This is a genomic window from Paenibacillus sp. V4I5, from assembly GCF_030817255.1.
In the GTDB taxonomy this organism is placed as follows: Bacteria; Bacillota; Bacilli; order Paenibacillales; family NBRC-103111; genus Paenibacillus_E.
In genome coordinates this window covers 6,517,590-6,535,029 of the sequence record NZ_JAUSZB010000002.1, presented here as the reverse complement: position 1 = coordinate 6,535,029, position 17,440 = coordinate 6,517,590, and the positions used below count along the sequence as shown (strand labels likewise).

The window sequence follows — 17,440 nt, the reverse complement described above, 5'->3', positions numbered from 1 at the left end:
TATCCTACGGAATTAGCATATCATTCGTACAGATTTGCTGAGAAACATAATCTTGCTTCATTACGACGTACGTACCCTCACTAGATACACTGTGTAAATGGATAGTTGCATTGTCAGACTGAAGTAAAAAACGTTGTGCTGTCACGTATAGCCCGGTTCCCCAATTTTTCAACTCGTCTACGTTGTCCCGGGTCAACTGCAGATCGATCGGCTCCGGAAAACCTCGGCCGTTATCCCTTACTTCAAAGAAAAGTCGGCCGGCATCCTCATAGACTTTTATCAGCAGTTTGGCGTTTTTCTTTATCTGTTCGAACCCGTGAATGAATGCATTCTCGATAATGGGTTGTAGAATGAGCTTATTCACCTTATAAGACATGATCCGGTCCTCGAATTCAATCTGAACGTCCACCCGCTTGCCAATCAACTGCTGCTGTAAAAAGATATAATCTCTCAACCATTTGAGTTCTTCTGCGCACGTCACCTTCTCCCCGGGACGGGTCGTCGTATACCGTAAAATAACGGACAGCGCTACGATCAAATCCGATGATTTATCCGGATCTCCCTCGTATACACGGCATTGAATCAAGTCGAGCATATTATAGATAAAGTGAGGGTTGATTTGCGACTCCAGTGACTTCATTTGGAAATAAAGCTTTTCCTGATATTCCTTCTTCTGATTTTCGAATAGACGCTGAATCTCCGTCGTCATTTCATTGAAAATATCACTTAGCATCCCGAGCTCGTCGGTTGAATATTTTCCGATTTTCACATGAAAATGACCTTCCTTGGCCTTCTCCATCTTGTCCGCCAATATGTACAAAGGCTTTAGCTGACGAGTTACAAACACGATAATCACAGCCAGCATGAGGATGTTAGCAATGACAAATAGCCCGTTGTTCTGGATTAAAGGCACGATGTAACTCCGTGAAAGACGCTCACTAGAGAGATAGGCCCTGACTTCCCAGTTGTAAGGTTGGATCGTTTGCTTAAATATGTGGGAAGCATCCACCGGGATACGCTCGGTATGGTCATTCGTATAAATGGGCTTCTCTTGCGAGTCGGTTACAACCGTTTTGATCAATTTGTTATCTGAAGGCGACTTTAGTAATTGCTCGAACATGGAGGTATTTACAGTTATCAAACTAACACCCAAGAGCCGCAGATCGACCGGGCTGCGAATCACCTGACCAAATGAGATGTAAGTGGATGGATCATCAGCTTGAAAATAGGATCCATGAGCCGTGAACACCGAATTGACCGGACCGTTTGCCTTTATTTGTTGAAACCAGGGTTCTTCCTTGTATGATGACAAGAAGTTTGAAACATGCACTTGTGCGGATCCATTGGAGCGTTGATATATAATATTACCTTGCATAGAGAGGTAGGTGAACATTAACTGAGCATTCATTTGACTGAAGAACTGATTGCTTAGTTGAGTAAATACAGCGTTCACATAGGAGTCATTTGTTAGAGAAGGGTTGTCCGATAACAATTTCAACTTGTCGAGAAGCAAGTTATCGTATTGATAATCGCGGTAAATAGTATCGTTCATTTTCTCTATGGAAACGAGATTTTGACGAAGAGATTGTATGGAATCCCCGAGAATCGTTTCATACTGATGGACAACAATCCCCCGAGTAGTGCCTAGCCAAGAGCGAAACAGGACAATTTCAAAGAATAAGAGAGGAATGCTAATAAATACAATAAAACCAATCACAATCTTTTTGCGGAGGGACGACTTCATATGGGATGGATATAATGAATCCCTCATCTCGAAAACTCATTGGGTTTAATAGAATATTGTTTGTATTCCGAAGCGGATAAACTCGTTTGTTTACGAAATAGCCGGCCAAAGTAGGTGATATTGCCAAAACCTATCATTTTGGCGATGTCGCCGATTTTCATTTCCGTATCGTCCATAAGGGTTTTAGCAAGATTGATGCGAAAACTGTTCAGAAATTGAATTAAGTTCATCCCTACCTTTCTAGAGAATATGCGGCACAAGTGACTCTCACTGACATGTAATCTCTCAGCCAAACTGCTCAGTGTAATAGCATGCATGTACTCTGTACTGATAATTCTTAGCACTTGTAGGACGACCTCATCCGTAATTTTCTTCTCATGAATCAATAAGTTTAACTGCTTTTCTGCATATGCTCCCAGCGGATATTGGGGCAAACCGAACACAGTTGACGTGCTGGCTGTAATCAATCCGATTCGCGCATCTATGTCATCCGCCAGCCGTACCAGCACCTCTTCAAGAATAGAATTGGATATAGGCTTCAATAAGTAATCGAACGCACCGCTGCGAATAGATCGTTGCGTGTACGGGAAATCGGAATAGGCCGATAAAATAATGCATTTCGTTTGCTGCTTCTCTTCCTTGCTTAACCGTTCCAATAGCTCCAAGCCATCCATAAAGGGCATGCGGATATCAATAAAGGCCGCATCCGGTCGCGTTACTTGAATCAACTTCAAACCATCCAAACCGTTGTACGCCTTGCCAACAATCTCGTAGTCATCGTGCAGCCAGGAAATCCGTTTGGCCAACACGTTGCACAATTCCTGTTGATCTTCCACAACTACAATTCGCATACAGAGCACCCCATTCCCGATAGGTAAAATCTGGATACTACTGAAAAGTTAAAAACGGAGCCTGTAATCTCGCTGGCTCCGCTTTGGTTGCTATTTTATACCTAACCGCTCATAAATCTTATCGAGATTATTCACTGCCTGGGTTTTCACATCTTTATACAGATTTCCACCATAGCTGTCCACGGAAACGAGCAGTGGACCGAAGTCTTTAACTCGCAGTTTCCAAATCGCTTCCGGCATTAAATCTTCCCACCACACATCTTCAATTTCTTCAATCTGTGTGGTTTCTAGCGCTGCTGCTCCCCCTACGATGGAGAAATAAACACCGCCCACATTGACACAAGCTTGTGCACCGGGTTGAAGCATACCGCCTTTTCCGGTAATCGCCTTGACGCCGAATCGCTCGAACAATCCTTCTACAAAACGATCCATTCGCGTACTTGTTGTTGTACCAATACATACCTTTTCGTACTTTCCATTTTCCAGTTTTTTGACACCTGGAGCTGTATGAATGGTTACGGCGCCTCTAAGTTGTGGGATTAAATCTTCCGGCGGATCAATCTTATGATCAAACATTCGGATCAGGTTCGCATCGCGAATACCGAAGATATGTCCGTTGACTGTAACGGTATCTCCTACATGAAGCTGCTTAACAAATTCGTCTGTCATAGGCGTTTGAAGATGATGGTGTGCCATGAGAATCTCCCTTCATTAATAACTAATTACAACCGGTTGACTTTCTTCAAAGGTAGCTCTTATCCGGCGTGCAGGCCAGCACATCATATTGACAGCAACCGGATTCATCGTAATATGTGTATCAGCCGTTTCGATATGAACGGCTAGTGCCGTAACAGCTCCTCCCAATCCATTCGGACCAATTCCAGTCAGGTTGATCGCATCTAGCAGTTCTTCTTCAAGTGCCGCAATGGTTGGATCAGGATTAGGTTTACCAATCTCTCTTGCCGCAGCTTTCTTGGCCAATGCCGTACAGAGATCTGCCGTACCGCCCATACCAACACCTACTAAGGTTGGAGGACATGGATTTGCTCCTGAATTGATTACGCAGTCAACAATAAACTTTTTCGCGCCGTTAAGCCCTTCAGCCGGATATAACATTTTGAGATAACTCATATTTTCAGATCCGGAGCCTTTGGGCAGCGCCATTAACTCGATGGACGATCCCTCAATAAATTCCCAATTGAGCACTGGAACTTTCTTACCAATAGCAGTTCCTGTATTTTTACGAGTAATCGTATCGCATACACTTGATCGTAAAGGATGCTCTAGGGTGGCCCTTTTCGTTCCTTCACGAATGGCTTCTTCCAGTCGAATCCCATCGAAACGAACATTTCTGCCAATTTTAATGAAAAAAACAGGTATGCCCGTATCCTGGCATAATCAGCATATTTTCTTCGTCCGCCACATCTATATTTTTTAAGATCGTACTCAAAATTTGTTTTCCGGTCTCATACGTTTCTTTATCATAAGCCCGCTGTACGGCTGCCCGAATATCAGGAGGAAGATCTTTTAATGACCGAATATATATTTCTTTACATGCGTTCTCTATTTCCTTATAAATGTTTTCCTCGACTTGCCAGATCGTTTGCTTGTTGCTCATTCCCATACCCTCCCCCGTTTTGTTAACCCATGGTCATAATTTTAATTAAAGCAGCCCCGCCCCAAAGGGAAAATACAATTCCGACAGTCATCAAACCAAGGCTCCAGCGCTTAATTACACGACTGTTGCTTGTATAATCAAGAACGATATTGCGGACTCCGTTTAACCCATGAAATAACGAAAGAGCTAACAAGCTAAAATCCAAGGCGATATACCCGATTGTACGTAAACGTTCGATTAAATTCGGATAACTTGGATGTACGTCGGGATGAGCATAATGCAAGTTCCACATATGAATCACTATTAAAAAAATAAGGGCGACACCGCTGACTCTTTGAAAAAACCAAGTGAGAACATTTCTTCTTATTTTAGATGTCGTATCCATGGGGATATCTCCTTCCTAATTAGGTATGGTGTCCCCGAAAAGTAATAGGAATAAGCTACAAAGCATAACGTCACTTTTTGGGGTTTAGTTAAAGGAATGCTCGAGTAAACAGCCAAATAAATATACCTACTGCAAGACAACAAATGAGCGCAAACAACTCTTTTTGTCTTTTTACAAAATAACCCATATCCATTAACACCAATCGAATCCCATTTAAAGAATGAATTATAACACCGGCAAGAATGATTAAATCGAAAAAGAGAAAGACAGGATTATGAAACAAAACTTGAAAAACTCCCTGAAAAGCGTCCTCCCCCATGAACATCGCTGTTCCCATCGTGCCAATATGAGCTAATAAATATAATAATAATCCTACTCCGGAAATACGATGAACCAGCCAAGCTTTCATCCCTACGGAATGGCGTCGCAAGACATCTACCTTTAAGACCTGCGGGTCTACGTCAACTAACCTGTGATCTTTGGTTATTTTTACTTCTGGCATCTGTTCACTCTCCTAACATTTGCTAAGTTAACTTGCTGCCACTTTAACTCTGGCAACTTCGCCAAAAATTTCTTCAGGCTGCACATGAGTAAATTCAACAGGATGAATCTCTGTCTCAGGCCCTTTCTGACCTTGTTTTATGAAAATATTTTTGTACCAGTTCACATTATCCGTTACCGGGCAATCAGTCCGATAATGAGAACCTCGACTCTCCGTTCGCGAATAAGAAGCAATGGCAATCATTTGTCCGATTTGCACGATGTTTTTCACATTTAACACTTCATGCCAAGCAAGGTTATAATCACGCACCCCAGCTACACTAATTTGATTAACACGTTCAGCATATTCGGCTAACTTCTCAATGGCTGCTTTAAGATTGGGGCCATTCCTTACGAGACCTACCTTTTCCCACATCAAGTCGCTAACTTCTTTTCGTAATTGAAAAGGATTCTCGCCTTTTTCCCGTTTGAACGGCTGTATCAATTGGTGAACAAACTGATCCACCTGACTTTCAGATACTTGCTGGCGTTTTACCGTTGTCACATATTCAGCAGCCGCATCACCCGCTCGTGCACCGAATACCGTGGAGTCAGCCACTCCGTTACCACCTAGGCGATTGGAACCATGAATCCCACCTGCATCCTCACCAGCTACAAACAATCCGGGTATTCCGCTAAAGCAATCCTTATCTATGGTAACTCCACCCATGTGAAAATGTCCGGTAGGACTTACATCCACTGGCTCCATGCTCAGATCGCGACCAACATCCTTGCATCGATCTACCATTCCCGGGAACATTCTTAATACATTTTCGCGACCCAAGTGGGCAACCGATACTTGAATTCCGCCCAATCGAGTTCCGCGTCCAGCCATTATTTCCATATAAGCTGCCCGTGCCACACGATCCCGCGTAGAGCGCTCCATCTTTTCCGGATCATAATTTTGCATAAATCGTTCACCGAGTGAATTGTAGAGATGGCCACCTGCACCCCGCAGTCCTTCCTCCAAGACTCCGCCATTCAGGCGCGAATTTTCTGCTAGTAGTCCTGTAGGGTGGAATTGCATCATTTCCATATCTATGAAATTAGCCCCTGCCCGATAAGCCATTGCCATGCCGTCCGCGGCTTTTTCCAGGGATGGCGCAGCAATCTTGTACATACTAGCTCCGCCTCCTGTCCCGATAATGACAGCCAGCGATTCTACCACTATAAATTTTCCATTCCGAAGATTTAACATTAAACACCCAGCTATAGCGCTGAGATTGTCGTTATATAGAAGTTCAACAGCACGTACTTCATCCCAACAAATAACACTTTCCTTTGCGTAAAGCTGATCCCTTAGCCGATTTATGATTTCAATGCCCGTTAAATCGCCTCTATGTACAGTTCGGTCAAATGATTGTCCGGCAAAAGCTTTCTGATGTACCGTTCCATCCGGATTGCGGTCAAAAAAGCAACCCATTTTCGTTTCCAGTTCACGAATTCGTTTTGGCGCATCGCTGACCAACGTCCAGGCCAATTCTTGATTGTTGATCATACCGCCGCCCTTAAGGGTATCTTTGAAATGCATATCGATGGAATCGTTCGGATTCAGAACGACATTATAACCGCCCTGAACCATTCTTGTGCATCCGCTTTTTCCTACCAGACCTTTGGCAGCGACAATAATCTTCAATTTCGAATTACTGTCATAAGCATGATGGGCGGCGAATAAACCGGCGCCTCCGCTGCCAAGAATGAGAATATCACATTGGACACGTTCCATTATTTGCTTCCTCCCTTTAATGCAGCGGTAACTGCGCGCGTTTTCAGCTTCTGAATGGACCAAGTAGGAGCTAGCTTTTTCGGGCAAACTTCCATGCAGTTGAACAGAGTATGACATCGAAGAACGCCATCCTCACCAGCAGCCACCTCCATCCGCTGCCCAGTCCCTTGATCCCGTTCATCCGCTACTAGTGTATAGGCTCGATTTAATGCGGCAGGACCGATATAGCTATCGTCCAAAGATACTAACGTACAGGCCGAATAACAGGCTCCACAGGTAATACAATCGATGTTCTGATCAATAATTTCACGACGTCCAGAGTCCGGGGGAATAACGGCAAAGTCAGTTGCTGCTTCTGCAGTTGGTACAAAATATGGTTTGATTCGCTGCCATTGTTTAAAGAACGGATCCATATTCACGGCAAGATCTTTAATGATCGGCAAATTCCTCAGTGGACGCACAGTAATCTCCGAGCCCAACTTTGCAATTTTTGTCCGGCAAGCGAGACCTTCTTTATTATTCATGATCATGCCACAGGATCCGCACATGCCAAGACGGCAAGAGCACCGAAATGAAATCGATTGATCCTGTTCGGTAAGAATAATAAATAGTGCATCCAATACTGTCATATTCTCTTTCGCATCCACCGTATAGGTATCATACCTTGCCTCCGAATCGACATCCGGAAGATAGCGAAGCACTTTGATTTTGACATCTGCCACAAAGGATCCCCCTCATTTCAAAATCTTTTCGTCAATACATTGTATTCAATCGTTATAATTTGTATTATAATGTTATAGAACGATTCGTCAATCATTAATTTTTTGATTAGGAGGCTTATTTTTATATGATAGATCGCACTAGTCACGTCAGCATGTATGCTCAAATTGCAGCCATTCTCGAGTCTGCCATTCAATTGGGAGAGCTTCAACCCGATCAGAAAATCCCTACTGAGGCAGAGCTTATGGAAACATACAATGTAAGCCGTATGACCTCCCGTCAAGCCATTGAAATTTTGCATGAAAAAGGATTAGTGGTCAGAAAGCAAGGGAAAGGAACTTTCGTTATTGGTCCGAAGCTTAAACAAGAGTTAGGCGGCATGGAGGCGTTCTACGATTCTTTTTTGCAAAAAGACCTCGAACCCAAACTTCTTGAAATGAAGGTAACAGATACGCCTGATGATGTCATAAGCATTCTAGGGGAACATTTTACACAATCCCTATTCCTTAAAAGGATCTACTACCGAGATGAAGAAGTTTTTGGTTTCAGCCTCATGTATTTGCCAGTGAACCTGGCATCCATCGTAACTTGGCCATTGGCCGAACAAAATGCTGGCTATACACTGCTTACTAAGCATGGAGGATACACGCTGAAAAATGCTAACCTTACCATTCGTGCCCTATCTGCCAATAAAGAACAAGCTGAACTCTTGAAAATTGCGGCTAAGGAGCCTTTGATCCAATTGTCGCGAACTAGCTTTACTGCAGAAGAGCAGGCCATCGAGCATATCAAGCTTTATTTGCGGGCTGACTTGTGTGAACTGAATATGAATGTACCGGGCAATTCCTTTTTGGTTGATGGGATTAGAAAATAGGACAAATAAGTAACTAATGAGGAGATGATGACATGTCATTTGCTTTGATTCTCATTGGATTTACAGGTGGTATTTTAACGGGGTTGATGTCAGTTGGAGGCGGGTTAATTCTCACTTTTTTATTGCTGCTCATCCCTCCTATCTTCGGACAGGAATACAGCATGCATATGATAGCTGGAATGGTCATTGTGCAGACTCTTTTTTCCTCAAGCTCTGGATTGGTTACTTATTGGAGAAGTCGTCTCATCGATAGATTCCTAATTCGGAATATGGGACCTCCATCTTTGATCGGCGGAGCTTTAGGCAGCGCTTTATCGGAACAGATGAGCAATGAGCTGCTAACCGCCATTTTTGCCATACTTGCCCTGTTTGCAACGGCCTTCATGTTTATGCGTCGGGTTGAAGAGAACTCCACTCCCTACCGAAGTAGAACTTGGGCTATTTGTTTGGGCCTCGGTATCGGATTATTAGGCGGTATGTTTGGATTAGGAGCTGGTTTTTTATATTTACCTGTCATGATGAATATATTTAAAATCGAATCTAGAACTGCTGTTGGTACTGGACTAGCGGTTGGATTACTTCTTGTATTCGGTGCCCTCATCGGAAAAACGGTTGGAACTGCTGGAACAGAATTCCCTTGGTTCGATGGTTTAATTTTAGCCATAGGTGCGATTCCTGGAGGACTAATCGGATCGCGACGCGGGAAAAGGATGAAATCTAAATCTCTTCATTCCATCATGGCTGTTGCGATTATTATTGTTTCGATCAAAATTTGGGCGGATCTACTTCATATATATGGACTCGTACCAAAATTTTGAAAATGGTATTGCTAAAACCAAGTTGTCAGATTATACTGATTTCATAATTGGTATTACCACTTACCACTTACCTATTACCCTTATGATAGGTACCAAAAATCATCTTAAAGGAGGCTTACACGATGCACAAGTTTCTAATTCACAAACAAGGTGATCATGTCGGTGTAGCTACGTCTGACATCGAATCCGGCGAGAAAGTGATCGGCGTCTTTATGGATGACGAATCAACCATTGAGGTTATAGCCAATAGCTCTATCCCTCTTGGTCATAAAGTATCCATAGCCGAGTTGGCTCCAAAAGGTCATGTTCTGGAATACGGCTTGCCAATCGGTTATGCGCCAGACGGTTTTAAAATCGGTGATTATGTTCATACCCATAATATCAAAACTTTGAGGTGGTAGAAGATGACAAAACAACTTTATGGTTATCGTAGAGAAAACGGCGATGTAGGTATTCGCAATCATGTAATTATTCTTCCTGTAGACGATATTTCCAATACGGCTTGTGAAGCGGTAGCTCGCAATATTCAGGGCGTTATGTCCCTTCCCCACGCTTACGGGCGCCTTCAATATGGCAAAGACCTAGAGTTGCATTTCCGCACCATGATCGGTACAGGTTCTAATGCTAACGTAGCTGCAGTGATCGTTATTGGAATTGAGCCGAATTGGACCAAAGTCATTGCTGATGGTATTGCCAAAACCGGAAAGCCAGTTGCCTCTTTCTCCATCGAAGGAACCGGAGATCTGGAAATCATTCGCCAAGCTTCGTGGAAAGCAAAAGAATTCGTTCAATGGGCTTCCGAGTTGCAGCGTGAACCTATCGAATTAAGCGAGCTAAAGGTAAGTATTAAATGCGGTGAGTCCGATACGACGACAGGTCTAGGCTCCTGCCCTACTGTCGGTCAGGCCGTTGACCGTCTGGTCGATGCCGGTGCAACTGTATTCTTTGGGGAAACCTCAGAGCTGACAGGCGGCGAGCATCTGATTGCTGATCGTTGTGCAACTTCAGAAGTCCGCAATAAGTTTATGTCCATTTACGATGATTACATTACGGAAATTAAATCCCAAGGAGTTGACCTGCTGGGTTCTCAACCGACGCAAGGTAACATTGCCGGCGGATTGTCAACGATCGAGGAAAAAGCACTTGGCAATATCGAGAAAACCGGCAGCAAGCCTGTAATTGGTGCTCTTGAACCAGGTGAAATGCCGCAAAACGGGCCTGGACTCTACTTTATGGATACTTCGTCCGCTGCCGCAGAGTGCATCACGCTAATGGCCGCAGGTGGGGCGGTTCTCCACTTCTTCCCTACGGGACAAGGCAATATTATCGGCAATCCGATTGAACCCGTTATCAAAGTTACAGCAAATCCAAAAACAGTAAACACAATGAGTGAACATATCGATGTTGACTGCAGTGGTCTGTTATCTCGTGAAATCAATTTAACTGAAGCTGGCGATCTGCTGATGGATTACCTCTGCCGTGTTGTAAACGGCCGTTTGACTGCTGCAGAAGCGCTTGGACATAAAGAATTCGTTATGACCAAGCTGTATAGAAGCGCTTAAGATACCTGAGTTCACATTCACAGCAATACATCATAGTTGGATGCCCTTCGAGGTATCCAACTATACATTTATTTGTGAGCTCCATCCTTCCGAATATCGTGAAATGGATGTCTTTAGTTTCGCTATTTTGCTATAATGGAGCCGTTCATTCACGAAGTTACGTCTGTCCCTTGTACAGGGTTAAGAGAAAGAAGGTTGGTATGCTTGTTTAAATCGATTAATGAGGAACGTAAAACATTTTCACGCAAAGTGGTCGATCATATCCATGAACTGCTCGCTTCCGGTCAGCTTAAACCGGGTGATAAACTTCCCTCTGAACGTGAGTTGGCGGAAATGATGAATGTCAGTCGGCCAACCATTCGGGAAGCGTTCAAAATTTTATCAGCCATGAATTTACTTAAAATTCGTCAGGGACACGGCGTTTTTGTTGCAGACCAAAGCGCGCGTCTTGACAATTTGGCCTCCTATTTGTTTCTGCAGACCGACACGATATATGAATTATTCGAAGTTCGAAAGATGATTGAAACGGAGAGCGCCGCCAAAGCGGCTAAGCGGGGAACGTCAGACTTCTTGGAACAAATCTACGAAACGACACGAGACTGTTACAATAAAGTTATCGTAGAGCAACAGTTTCAAACCAAAGAAGAACGTGACAAGTTTTTGTCTGAAACCGATCAGCAGTTCCATCTGTCGGTCGCAGAGGCGGCTGGTAATGAAGTTGTCATCCGGGTAATGACGAATTTGATTGATTTGCTGCGGGAAAGCAGGATGCAATCCATAAAAATTCCGGGGCGGGTTGAGCAATCTCTTAAGGAGCATATGTTAATCGCTGAGGCCTTAATTCAACGAAACACAAAGCTGGCCCGTTCTAGGATGTTCGATCATTTGAGCAGTGTCGAGAAAACCCTTCTGCTTGAACTGGAGTTAGCCGCTAAATCAACGGACACGAATATATAGAAGAAAATCTAAAATGCATCGGAATTGTCCAGAGACTCCAGGAAATCGCATTATATTATAGTGCACGTAGAAATGATTACTGCGTTAGGAGATGTTGGACTTGCAAATCCCAAATGTTCAGCCTAGTCCCATTGGAAAAACCGTTATCAATGATTCAGCGAGATGGAAAAAGCCCCTAAAAGGTATCGCTTTGACGGCGACTCTCGCTGTTTTGGCCGGCCGTATAGCGGAAGCTCCATTCTTTTCAATTATGGGCATCATGATTATTTCTATTATGCTAGGTGTATTATGGAAATCCGTGATGGATGTTCCAGCAGATGCAAGTATCGGCATAACGTTCAGCAGCAAGTTTTTACTTCGGGCGGGAATCATTTTGATGGGAGTTCGCTTAAATTTCAATCAAATTTTGGATGCTGGAATACGAGTCGTGTTAATCGACATGATCGTGATTGCATTTACTTTGACTATTATGATCTTCTTGGGTAAATGGTTACGGGTGGATAAGACGTTAGGAGTTTTAATTGCCGTAGGTACAGCGGTTTGCGGAGCGGCTGCCATTGTCGCTGTTGCACCTTTAATAGGCACAAAAAAAGAGCAAACGGCTATTTCCGTTGCTTGTATCGCAATCTTAGGGACACTTGGTGCGGTATTTTATATTTTTCTTTACCCATATTTAGGGCTCGATTCCTATTCATACGGAGTTTTTGCAGGTTCTACCTTGCATGAATTGGCACACGTTATTGCAGCTGGGGCTCCTGGCGGAGATATGGGAAGCGAGACCGCTATACTGGTTAAATTGGGCAGGGTGGCACTCCTTATCCCTGTCGCCCTAGTATTAGGTTATTTTTACCGTTCTACCGAGCGCATGGAAAATGATAAAAAAAGTTGGAGAAAACTCCCTATACCTTGGTTCATTTTCGGGTTTTTGGCCATGAGTTTGGTGAATACGACGGGTTTACTGCCTCAATCGGTTATTCACGTAATGATTGCTGTGAGTGTTTTCTTAATGTCAATAGCAATGGCAGGCCTTGGACTGAGTATTAACATGACAGATTTTAAAAAAGTGGGGAAAAATACGGTTGTTGTAGCCATTGTTGGATTTGCTGCGTTGATAGTTCTGGGGCAAGTACTCGTTGTGGCATTTTACTAGTCTTTCTCATAAACAAGATTCACAAAAGTTGTTCAACATTAACGGAATCCGTCATCATATGATGGATTGCCGTTTTTTTGTTATAGAACTGCTTCACTTTTGCCTATTACCCTTCCGATCCCCAATCACCTTGCTTAAACTCCTTAAAATAACAAAGGAATGCGACGCATAGCAACAAACTGCATACAATTTCTTTAAGTAAAAACATTGGGATCACCCTCACATTTATTTAATTCCGATTGGTTTACTTGTATTAATAATACATGTAATTATTAATTTTGTCAATCAACTATGCTCATGATAGATATGGGGTACTACCACAAATTCATGATTTGTCAGACGAAAAAAGCCACCTTGGCAAGTGGCTTAGTAATCATTTAAACAAGACCCCGATTTTTTATCAGAAATAAAGTTCCTGATTTATGTCGCACGCGATTTCTTTGTTGTATACGTTCTGCTTTAGCCGCATTAATTACCTCTTCATGTCCTTCTCTTACTATACAATTCCATCTGAATGAACACGCGCTGATACTGCTTCCAATTCGCTCAGCAGCTTCTGAAAATGCCTTTAATTCGTAGCTGCCTTGACGGATATGCTTAAGTGTAATTTCTGCTAAAATTGCGTCATCTTCGGGGATCATCCAGTCATCATTTCGTTGTCTCATTATCTCACCTTCATTTCCTTTTTCTCCATTTTCGCCTACTTAGATGCATTTTATTCTCACTCATAGAATTTGTGCCTATTGAGTCGAATATGTCTAAAATCTTGCGGGTTGAGACTGTCGCCCAATTATCTACCGAATCATTGAAAGATGTATGAATTGCTAAGTCCGGATATTCAAGCCGAAATCAATAAGTATAATACTGAGATACTCGACTAATTTTCCTTAAGGATCATAATGAAAGAGTAGTTGCTGAAAGTCAGGCAGCTTCTCGTAGAGCGATTGCAACCTAGTGGGCTGCATGGTAATAGCTTCCTCCAATGTAGTCTTGCCTCGAATGGCGCAAGTTTCTCCTCGATATTCGGTAGCATTGTGATCTATATTTTAATATTTAATTAGATAACAGAGCCTGTAAACCCCACACGATTCCATTTTTGTTGTTGCAGAATACGTTGGAATTTGGTGTATGTATAAATATACAGTAAAATATTTGATAGTTAGCCCCATTGCCAGAAATTGAATAAATTTTTAACTCCAGAACACAATAAACCAGATGAGCATAAAAAATGAGTAATTAGATAGAATATGGTTCAACGAAAATTTTAAGGGAGTGCGTTAAATGAAGCTTAGTATTCAAGAAGCCAATGAATTGAACGAACTACTTATGAGTTGTACCAAGACAATAAACTGCATGGCATTGTTCATCCATCAAGTTAAAGATACAGAGTTAAAGAATTTGATCACAAGTCACCTTTCCACTCATTTACAGGATTACAATATTAAGGTCGAATTCGCTTCTCTACCCAACGGATCCACGGATCAATTGAATTTTCCTCCATTAAAAACCACATCATTATCTATGAACGCTACTAAAAAATATGAAGCCATACAACCTCAAACCAAATTATTCGAACTGGACGATCGGTCGATTGCTACGGCGTACTTACTCACTTTAAATCGTGCTGGTAAAGACAATGCATGGTCAACTTTTAATTGCTCTGTACCACAGTTGCGTTCTTTTTTGGAAGATTCTTTCAAGATGTGTTCCCATCAGTCTTTCGAAGTGCTGGAGTATATGGTTCGTAAGGGATGGTATCAAAACCATGAAGCTCCAACCGAAATGTTGCAAGCCATGGAACAGATCTATCAAAAAGCTCAGCCACTTGTAGCCGACCACCAGTAATGTTGCTTTTGCTAACCGAGTTTAAAAATGAGAATGCAATTAAGGACGCTCAGCGAATAAATGTACTACAACGATATTTAGCCGTGTTGATACAGAATTACTTAAAAGTGATAGCGGACCAAAAGTTCCAGATAGTTTTAGGCAAATAATCAAGCTGCTTAAAAAATGACTATAGAATGAAGATTAGGAATGTTTCGTATTATGAGTTCAGCCAGTATTTAATGGTTGAACTCTTTTTCATTAAGGGGTTTAGTACGGGTAGCCGGGGTAGAACGTCTTTGCCCGTGGAGCTTGAACCATTGTGCTAAACTGTTCACCCCCTACTTGTAGAAATATGTTTGAGGCTGGTTGAGACATTGATCTCGAATAACAAGCGAAGCTATGACACTACAAGCGGGACTAAGGGCTGCCGGCAAATACATTCAAAGCGAAGGTGATCTTATGAATCCTGTTGCTGGTCTAGATATTGCGAAAGGAGAAAGTCAGGGCCAGCCTTACGGCAAAAGCTTCACTGTTTATCATACTCAAGAAGGTTTGAAGGCCTTTCATTGAGGAAGCTACTAATAAACAACCGATGATGATTTCGAGTCTACAGGTCATTACTATCTCCCCCGTCACTAGGTTCCTAGAGGAGCATAACTTCCTGTTTGTTGTGGTTGACTTCGAGCATCACAAGACAAGAGGCATTCAGCTACTATATCTCCGAAACTTGACGAGACAGCACTATACGTTCAACGGTCTATATATTCAAATCAAGTTGCAGTTCCAAGCCTGATTCTGATCCAAATGAATGTTTCAGCATGATAATGCTCTGACTTCCCAACCCCAAAGTACTTTTTAAATAATCTTGAAAAATACGTACGTTCCATATAACTCAGCTTTAACGCAATCATTTCGATATTTGCGTAAAGCTTCGGACTTCGAATCAAAGATTTGCTCTACTTTATCCTCCATTAAACCTGCTTCAACTGCCTTGTTCACAGCTTCTTCGGTCCAAGAAGACACTGTGCTTCCTCTGCCCAAACAGCCTTCTAAATTACTGTGAATGCAAAAAAAGCATACTTAATCAATGATAAATTCACTGATCCAGTATGCTTCAAGTATAATTTCATATTATTTATCGAATACTGCAATTTTAAACACTCTCCAACAACCGCCCATCCCGAAACCTTACAACCCGCTTCTCCTGCTACGCAATCGCATGATCATGCGTGATGAGAATAATCGTCCTACCTTGATCATTCAACCTCGTGAAAATATCCATAAATCTCAATGCCGGTCTTCGAATCCAACGCACCCGTCGGCTCATCCGCCAAAATAATCGCCGGATCTCCAGCCAACGTACGCGCGATCGCAACATGCTGTTGCTGGCCACCGGATAATTCCGAGGCATATGCTCCCTTCGGTCAATTAAATCCACCGCTTCCAACACCTTCATAACAAGCGGCTCCCTTTCCATCCTCATCATCCCCTGATAAATCAGTGGCAGCTCCACATTCTCGTATGCGCTTAATCGCGGTAGCAAATTACAGCTCTGAATAACGAATCCGATCTTCCGATTCCGAATCTCCGCCAACTGGGAATCCTTCAGCTGGTTAATTGCCCTGCCATCTAGAACGTATGTTCTAGTATCTGATACATCCAAACACCCAATGATGTTCATCAGGGTAGACTTCCCCGAGCCTGACGGGCCCATTATCGCTACAAACTCGCCTTGTTCGATCTCCAAAGACATCGTCTAAGGCGCGAATCGTTTCCCCACCCATCACATATTGCTTACAGACATGCTCAATTTGAATTAAGCTCATTCCGTTCGCCTCCATTTCGTGATCCCAAGATCCCAAACAATGAAGTATGCGATTCATTCTAACTCTGTTAGCCCGCCGTTTTACCGCTTCGCCTTATAAAACTCATGATACAGCTTCATGAGCGCCCTTTTCTCAATCCGCGACACATAGGACCGCGAAATGCCCAGCTCCTTCGCAATCTCCCGCTGCGTCCGTTCCTCCCCACCTAACTCTAACCCAAACCTCCCAACAACGACTTCTTTCTCCCGATCGTCCAATATCTCGAGATTACGATAGATTTTGCTCTTCTCTATCTTGAGCTGCACCTTATCCACGACATCATCCGCTTCCGTCCCGAGGATGTCGATCAAGGTAATCTCATTCCCCTCTTTGTCCGTTCCGATGGGATCATGCAGGGACACATCTTTACGCGTTTTCTTCAATGAACGCAGATGCATCAGAATCTCGTTCTCGATACAACGCGCCGCAAAAGTCGCGAGCTTGGTCCCTTTGTTCGGCGAAAACGATTCAATGGCTTTGATCAGACCAATGGTGCCGATCGAAATCAGATCCTCAAGATCTTCCCCTGTGTTATCGAATTTTTTTACTATATGGGCAACTAACCTTAAATTATGCTCAATCAGTTTGTTTCTGGAATGATCATTACCTTCTGCCATGAGCCTGAGATGTGTTTCTTCCTCTGCCTCGGTAAGAGGTTGTGGAAATGCATTATTTTTGACATAGGATACAAGCAAGGTCAATTGCTTGATCAAGATTGCAATAGCACTAAAAATTCCTGCCACTCCAGCCACCCCCTTCAATGTTTGCGGATCATTGCTGTTTGGAGCCTCCGCTTAGCGCTT

The 17,440-nt window shown here is 43.0% G+C and carries 20 protein-coding genes and 1 pseudogene; 7 read left to right on the top strand and 14 right to left on the bottom strand.

The window, feature by feature from the left end; translation table 11 throughout:
• Nucleotides 1–4: 4 nt before the first annotated feature.
• The 9 genes from QFZ78_RS31980 to QFZ78_RS31940 all read right to left on the bottom strand — a co-directional run bounded on the left by QFZ78_RS31980 (nt 5) and on the right by QFZ78_RS31940 (nt 7,586).
• Complete coding sequence (locus tag QFZ78_RS31980; protein WP_307553370.1) at nt 5–1,771, bottom strand: histidine kinase; 1,767 nt, start codon at nt 1,769–1,771, stop codon at nt 5–7.
• Nucleotides 1,768–2,595, bottom strand: a complete 828-nt coding sequence (locus tag QFZ78_RS31975) for a response regulator transcription factor (RefSeq protein WP_307553369.1) — start codon at nt 2,593–2,595, stop codon at nt 1,768–1,770. Before QFZ78_RS31975 ends, QFZ78_RS31980 begins: the two co-directional genes overlap by 4 nt.
• Nucleotides 2,596–2,685: 90 nt before the next feature.
• Complete coding sequence (locus QFZ78_RS31970; RefSeq protein WP_307553368.1) at nt 2,686–3,291, bottom strand: FumA C-terminus/TtdB family hydratase beta subunit; 606 nt, start codon at nt 3,289–3,291, stop codon at nt 2,686–2,688.
• A 15-nt stretch (nt 3,292–3,306) separates the two neighbouring features.
• Complete coding sequence (locus QFZ78_RS31965; RefSeq protein WP_307555979.1) at nt 3,307–3,954, bottom strand: fumarate hydratase; 648 nt, start codon at nt 3,952–3,954, stop codon at nt 3,307–3,309.
• Nucleotide 3,955: 1 nt separating this feature from the next.
• A complete protein-coding gene (locus QFZ78_RS31960; RefSeq protein ID WP_307553367.1) occupies nt 3,956–4,213 on the bottom strand; it encodes a fumarate hydratase in 258 nt (85 codons plus the stop codon).
• Nucleotides 4,214–4,235: 22 nt separating this feature from the next.
• A complete protein-coding gene (locus tag QFZ78_RS31955) occupies nt 4,236–4,598 on the bottom strand; it encodes a succinate dehydrogenase/fumarate reductase transmembrane subunit (RefSeq protein WP_307553366.1) in 363 nt (120 codons plus the stop codon).
• An 88-nt stretch (nt 4,599–4,686) separates the two neighbouring features.
• Nucleotides 4,687–5,100, bottom strand: coding sequence for a succinate dehydrogenase, cytochrome b556 subunit (sdhC, locus tag QFZ78_RS31950; protein ID WP_307553365.1), 414 nt, complete (start codon nt 5,098–5,100; stop codon nt 4,687–4,689).
• Between the two features lie 27 nt (nt 5,101–5,127).
• Nucleotides 5,128–6,864 (bottom strand): FAD-binding protein, encoded by a 1,737-nt coding sequence (locus QFZ78_RS31945; protein WP_307553364.1) that lies wholly within the window; start codon nt 6,862–6,864, stop codon nt 5,128–5,130.
• Nucleotides 6,864–7,586: a succinate dehydrogenase/fumarate reductase iron-sulfur subunit gene (locus QFZ78_RS31940; RefSeq protein WP_307553363.1), complete on the bottom strand. Its 723-nt coding sequence runs from the start codon at nt 7,584–7,586 to the stop codon at nt 6,864–6,866. The genes QFZ78_RS31945 and QFZ78_RS31940 overlap by 1 nt, the downstream gene beginning before the upstream one ends.
• A 125-nt stretch (nt 7,587–7,711) precedes the next feature.
• Between QFZ78_RS31940 and QFZ78_RS31935 the strand changes: the two genes are divergently transcribed.
• The 6 genes from QFZ78_RS31935 to QFZ78_RS31910 all read left to right on the top strand — a co-directional run bounded on the left by QFZ78_RS31935 (nt 7,712) and on the right by QFZ78_RS31910 (nt 12,945).
• Complete coding sequence (locus QFZ78_RS31935) at nt 7,712–8,458, top strand: GntR family transcriptional regulator (protein WP_307553362.1); 747 nt, start codon at nt 7,712–7,714, stop codon at nt 8,456–8,458.
• A 32-nt stretch (nt 8,459–8,490) separates the two neighbouring features.
• Nucleotides 8,491–9,276 carry a sulfite exporter TauE/SafE family protein gene (locus QFZ78_RS31930; protein WP_307553361.1) on the top strand — a complete coding sequence of 262 codons (786 nt, stop codon included), beginning with the start codon at nt 8,491–8,493 and terminating at the stop codon, nt 9,274–9,276.
• 122 nt (nt 9,277–9,398) lie between these two features.
• Entirely contained in the window at nt 9,399–9,677 is a 279-nt protein-coding gene (locus QFZ78_RS31925) for a UxaA family hydrolase (protein WP_307553360.1), read from the top strand.
• Nucleotides 9,678–9,680: 3 nt separating this feature from the next.
• Nucleotides 9,681–10,838 (top strand): UxaA family hydrolase, encoded by a 1,158-nt coding sequence (locus QFZ78_RS31920; protein WP_307553359.1) that lies wholly within the window; start codon nt 9,681–9,683, stop codon nt 10,836–10,838.
• 204 nt (nt 10,839–11,042) lie between these two features.
• Entirely contained in the window at nt 11,043–11,795 is a 753-nt protein-coding gene (locus QFZ78_RS31915) for a FadR/GntR family transcriptional regulator (protein WP_307553358.1), read from the top strand.
• Between the two features lie 100 nt (nt 11,796–11,895).
• Nucleotides 11,896–12,945, top strand: a complete 1,050-nt coding sequence (locus QFZ78_RS31910; RefSeq protein WP_307553357.1) for a YeiH family protein — start codon at nt 11,896–11,898, stop codon at nt 12,943–12,945.
• A 377-nt stretch (nt 12,946–13,322) separates the two neighbouring features.
• On the opposite strand, the gene QFZ78_RS31905 is transcribed toward QFZ78_RS31910, so the two are convergent.
• Nucleotides 13,323–13,610 carry a hypothetical protein gene (locus QFZ78_RS31905; RefSeq protein WP_307553356.1) on the bottom strand — a complete coding sequence of 96 codons (288 nt, stop codon included), beginning with the start codon at nt 13,608–13,610 and terminating at the stop codon, nt 13,323–13,325.
• Nucleotides 13,611–14,226: 616 nt separating this feature from the next.
• On the opposite strand from QFZ78_RS31905, the gene QFZ78_RS31900 reads away from it, so the two are divergent.
• Complete coding sequence (locus tag QFZ78_RS31900) at nt 14,227–14,790, top strand: spore coat protein (RefSeq protein ID WP_307553355.1); 564 nt, start codon at nt 14,227–14,229, stop codon at nt 14,788–14,790.
• A gap of 752 nt (nt 14,791–15,542) precedes the next feature.
• Here the strand turns inward: QFZ78_RS31900 and QFZ78_RS38670 are convergent.
• The 4 genes and pseudogenes from QFZ78_RS38670 to sigK all read right to left on the bottom strand — a co-directional run bounded on the left by QFZ78_RS38670 (nt 15,543) and on the right by sigK (nt 17,380).
• On the bottom strand, nt 15,543–15,659 hold the full coding sequence (locus tag QFZ78_RS38670; protein ID WP_373461149.1) for a hypothetical protein: 117 nt from the start codon (nt 15,657–15,659) through the stop codon (nt 15,543–15,545).
• A complete protein-coding gene (locus tag QFZ78_RS31895) occupies nt 15,628–15,795 on the bottom strand; it encodes a hypothetical protein (RefSeq protein ID WP_307553354.1) in 168 nt (55 codons plus the stop codon). Before QFZ78_RS31895 ends, QFZ78_RS38670 begins: the two co-directional genes overlap by 32 nt.
• A gap of 184 nt (nt 15,796–15,979) precedes the next feature.
• A pseudogene (locus QFZ78_RS31890) lies at nt 15,980–16,598 on the bottom strand (ABC transporter ATP-binding protein).
• An 80-nt stretch (nt 16,599–16,678) separates the two neighbouring features.
• On the bottom strand, nt 16,679–17,380 hold the full coding sequence (gene sigK / locus QFZ78_RS31885; RefSeq protein WP_307553353.1) for an RNA polymerase sporulation sigma factor SigK: 702 nt from the start codon (nt 17,378–17,380) through the stop codon (nt 16,679–16,681).
• Nucleotides 17,381–17,440 lie beyond the last annotated feature (60 nt).

Bases quoted from the DNA above. Each gene is read 5' to 3' on its own strand.
- sdhC (WP_307553365.1), bottom strand. From the start codon at position 5,100: ATGCCAGAAGTAAAAATAACCAAAGATCACAGGTTAGTTGACGTAGAC.
- QFZ78_RS31955 (WP_307553366.1), bottom strand. From the start codon at position 4,598: ATGGATACGACATCTAAAATAAGAAGAAATGTTCTCACTTGGTTTTTT.
- QFZ78_RS31900 (WP_307553355.1), top strand. From the start codon at position 14,227: ATGAAGCTTAGTATTCAAGAAGCCAATGAATTGAACGAACTACTTATG.
- QFZ78_RS31970 (WP_307553368.1), bottom strand. From the start codon at position 3,291: ATGGCACACCATCATCTTCAAACGCCTATGACAGACGAATTTGTTAAG.
- QFZ78_RS31935 (WP_307553362.1), top strand. From the start codon at position 7,712: ATGATAGATCGCACTAGTCACGTCAGCATGTATGCTCAAATTGCAGCC.
- QFZ78_RS31945 (WP_307553364.1), bottom strand. From the start codon at position 6,864: ATGGAACGTGTCCAATGTGATATTCTCATTCTTGGCAGCGGAGGCGCC.
- QFZ78_RS31960 (WP_307553367.1), bottom strand. From the start codon at position 4,213: ATGAGCAACAAGCAAACGATCTGGCAAGTCGAGGAAAACATTTATAAG.
- QFZ78_RS31980 (WP_307553370.1), bottom strand. From the start codon at position 1,771: ATGAGGGATTCATTATATCCATCCCATATGAAGTCGTCCCTCCGCAAA.
- QFZ78_RS31930 (WP_307553361.1), top strand. From the start codon at position 8,491: ATGTCATTTGCTTTGATTCTCATTGGATTTACAGGTGGTATTTTAACG.
- QFZ78_RS31975 (WP_307553369.1), bottom strand. From the start codon at position 2,595: ATGCGAATTGTAGTTGTGGAAGATCAACAGGAATTGTGCAACGTGTTG.
- QFZ78_RS38670 (WP_373461149.1), bottom strand. From the start codon at position 15,659: ATGGAACGTACGTATTTTTCAAGATTATTTAAAAAGTACTTTGGGGTT.
- QFZ78_RS31925 (WP_307553360.1), top strand. From the start codon at position 9,399: ATGCACAAGTTTCTAATTCACAAACAAGGTGATCATGTCGGTGTAGCT.
- QFZ78_RS31905 (WP_307553356.1), bottom strand. From the start codon at position 13,610: ATGAGACAACGAAATGATGACTGGATGATCCCCGAAGATGACGCAATT.
- QFZ78_RS31920 (WP_307553359.1), top strand. From the start codon at position 9,681: ATGACAAAACAACTTTATGGTTATCGTAGAGAAAACGGCGATGTAGGT.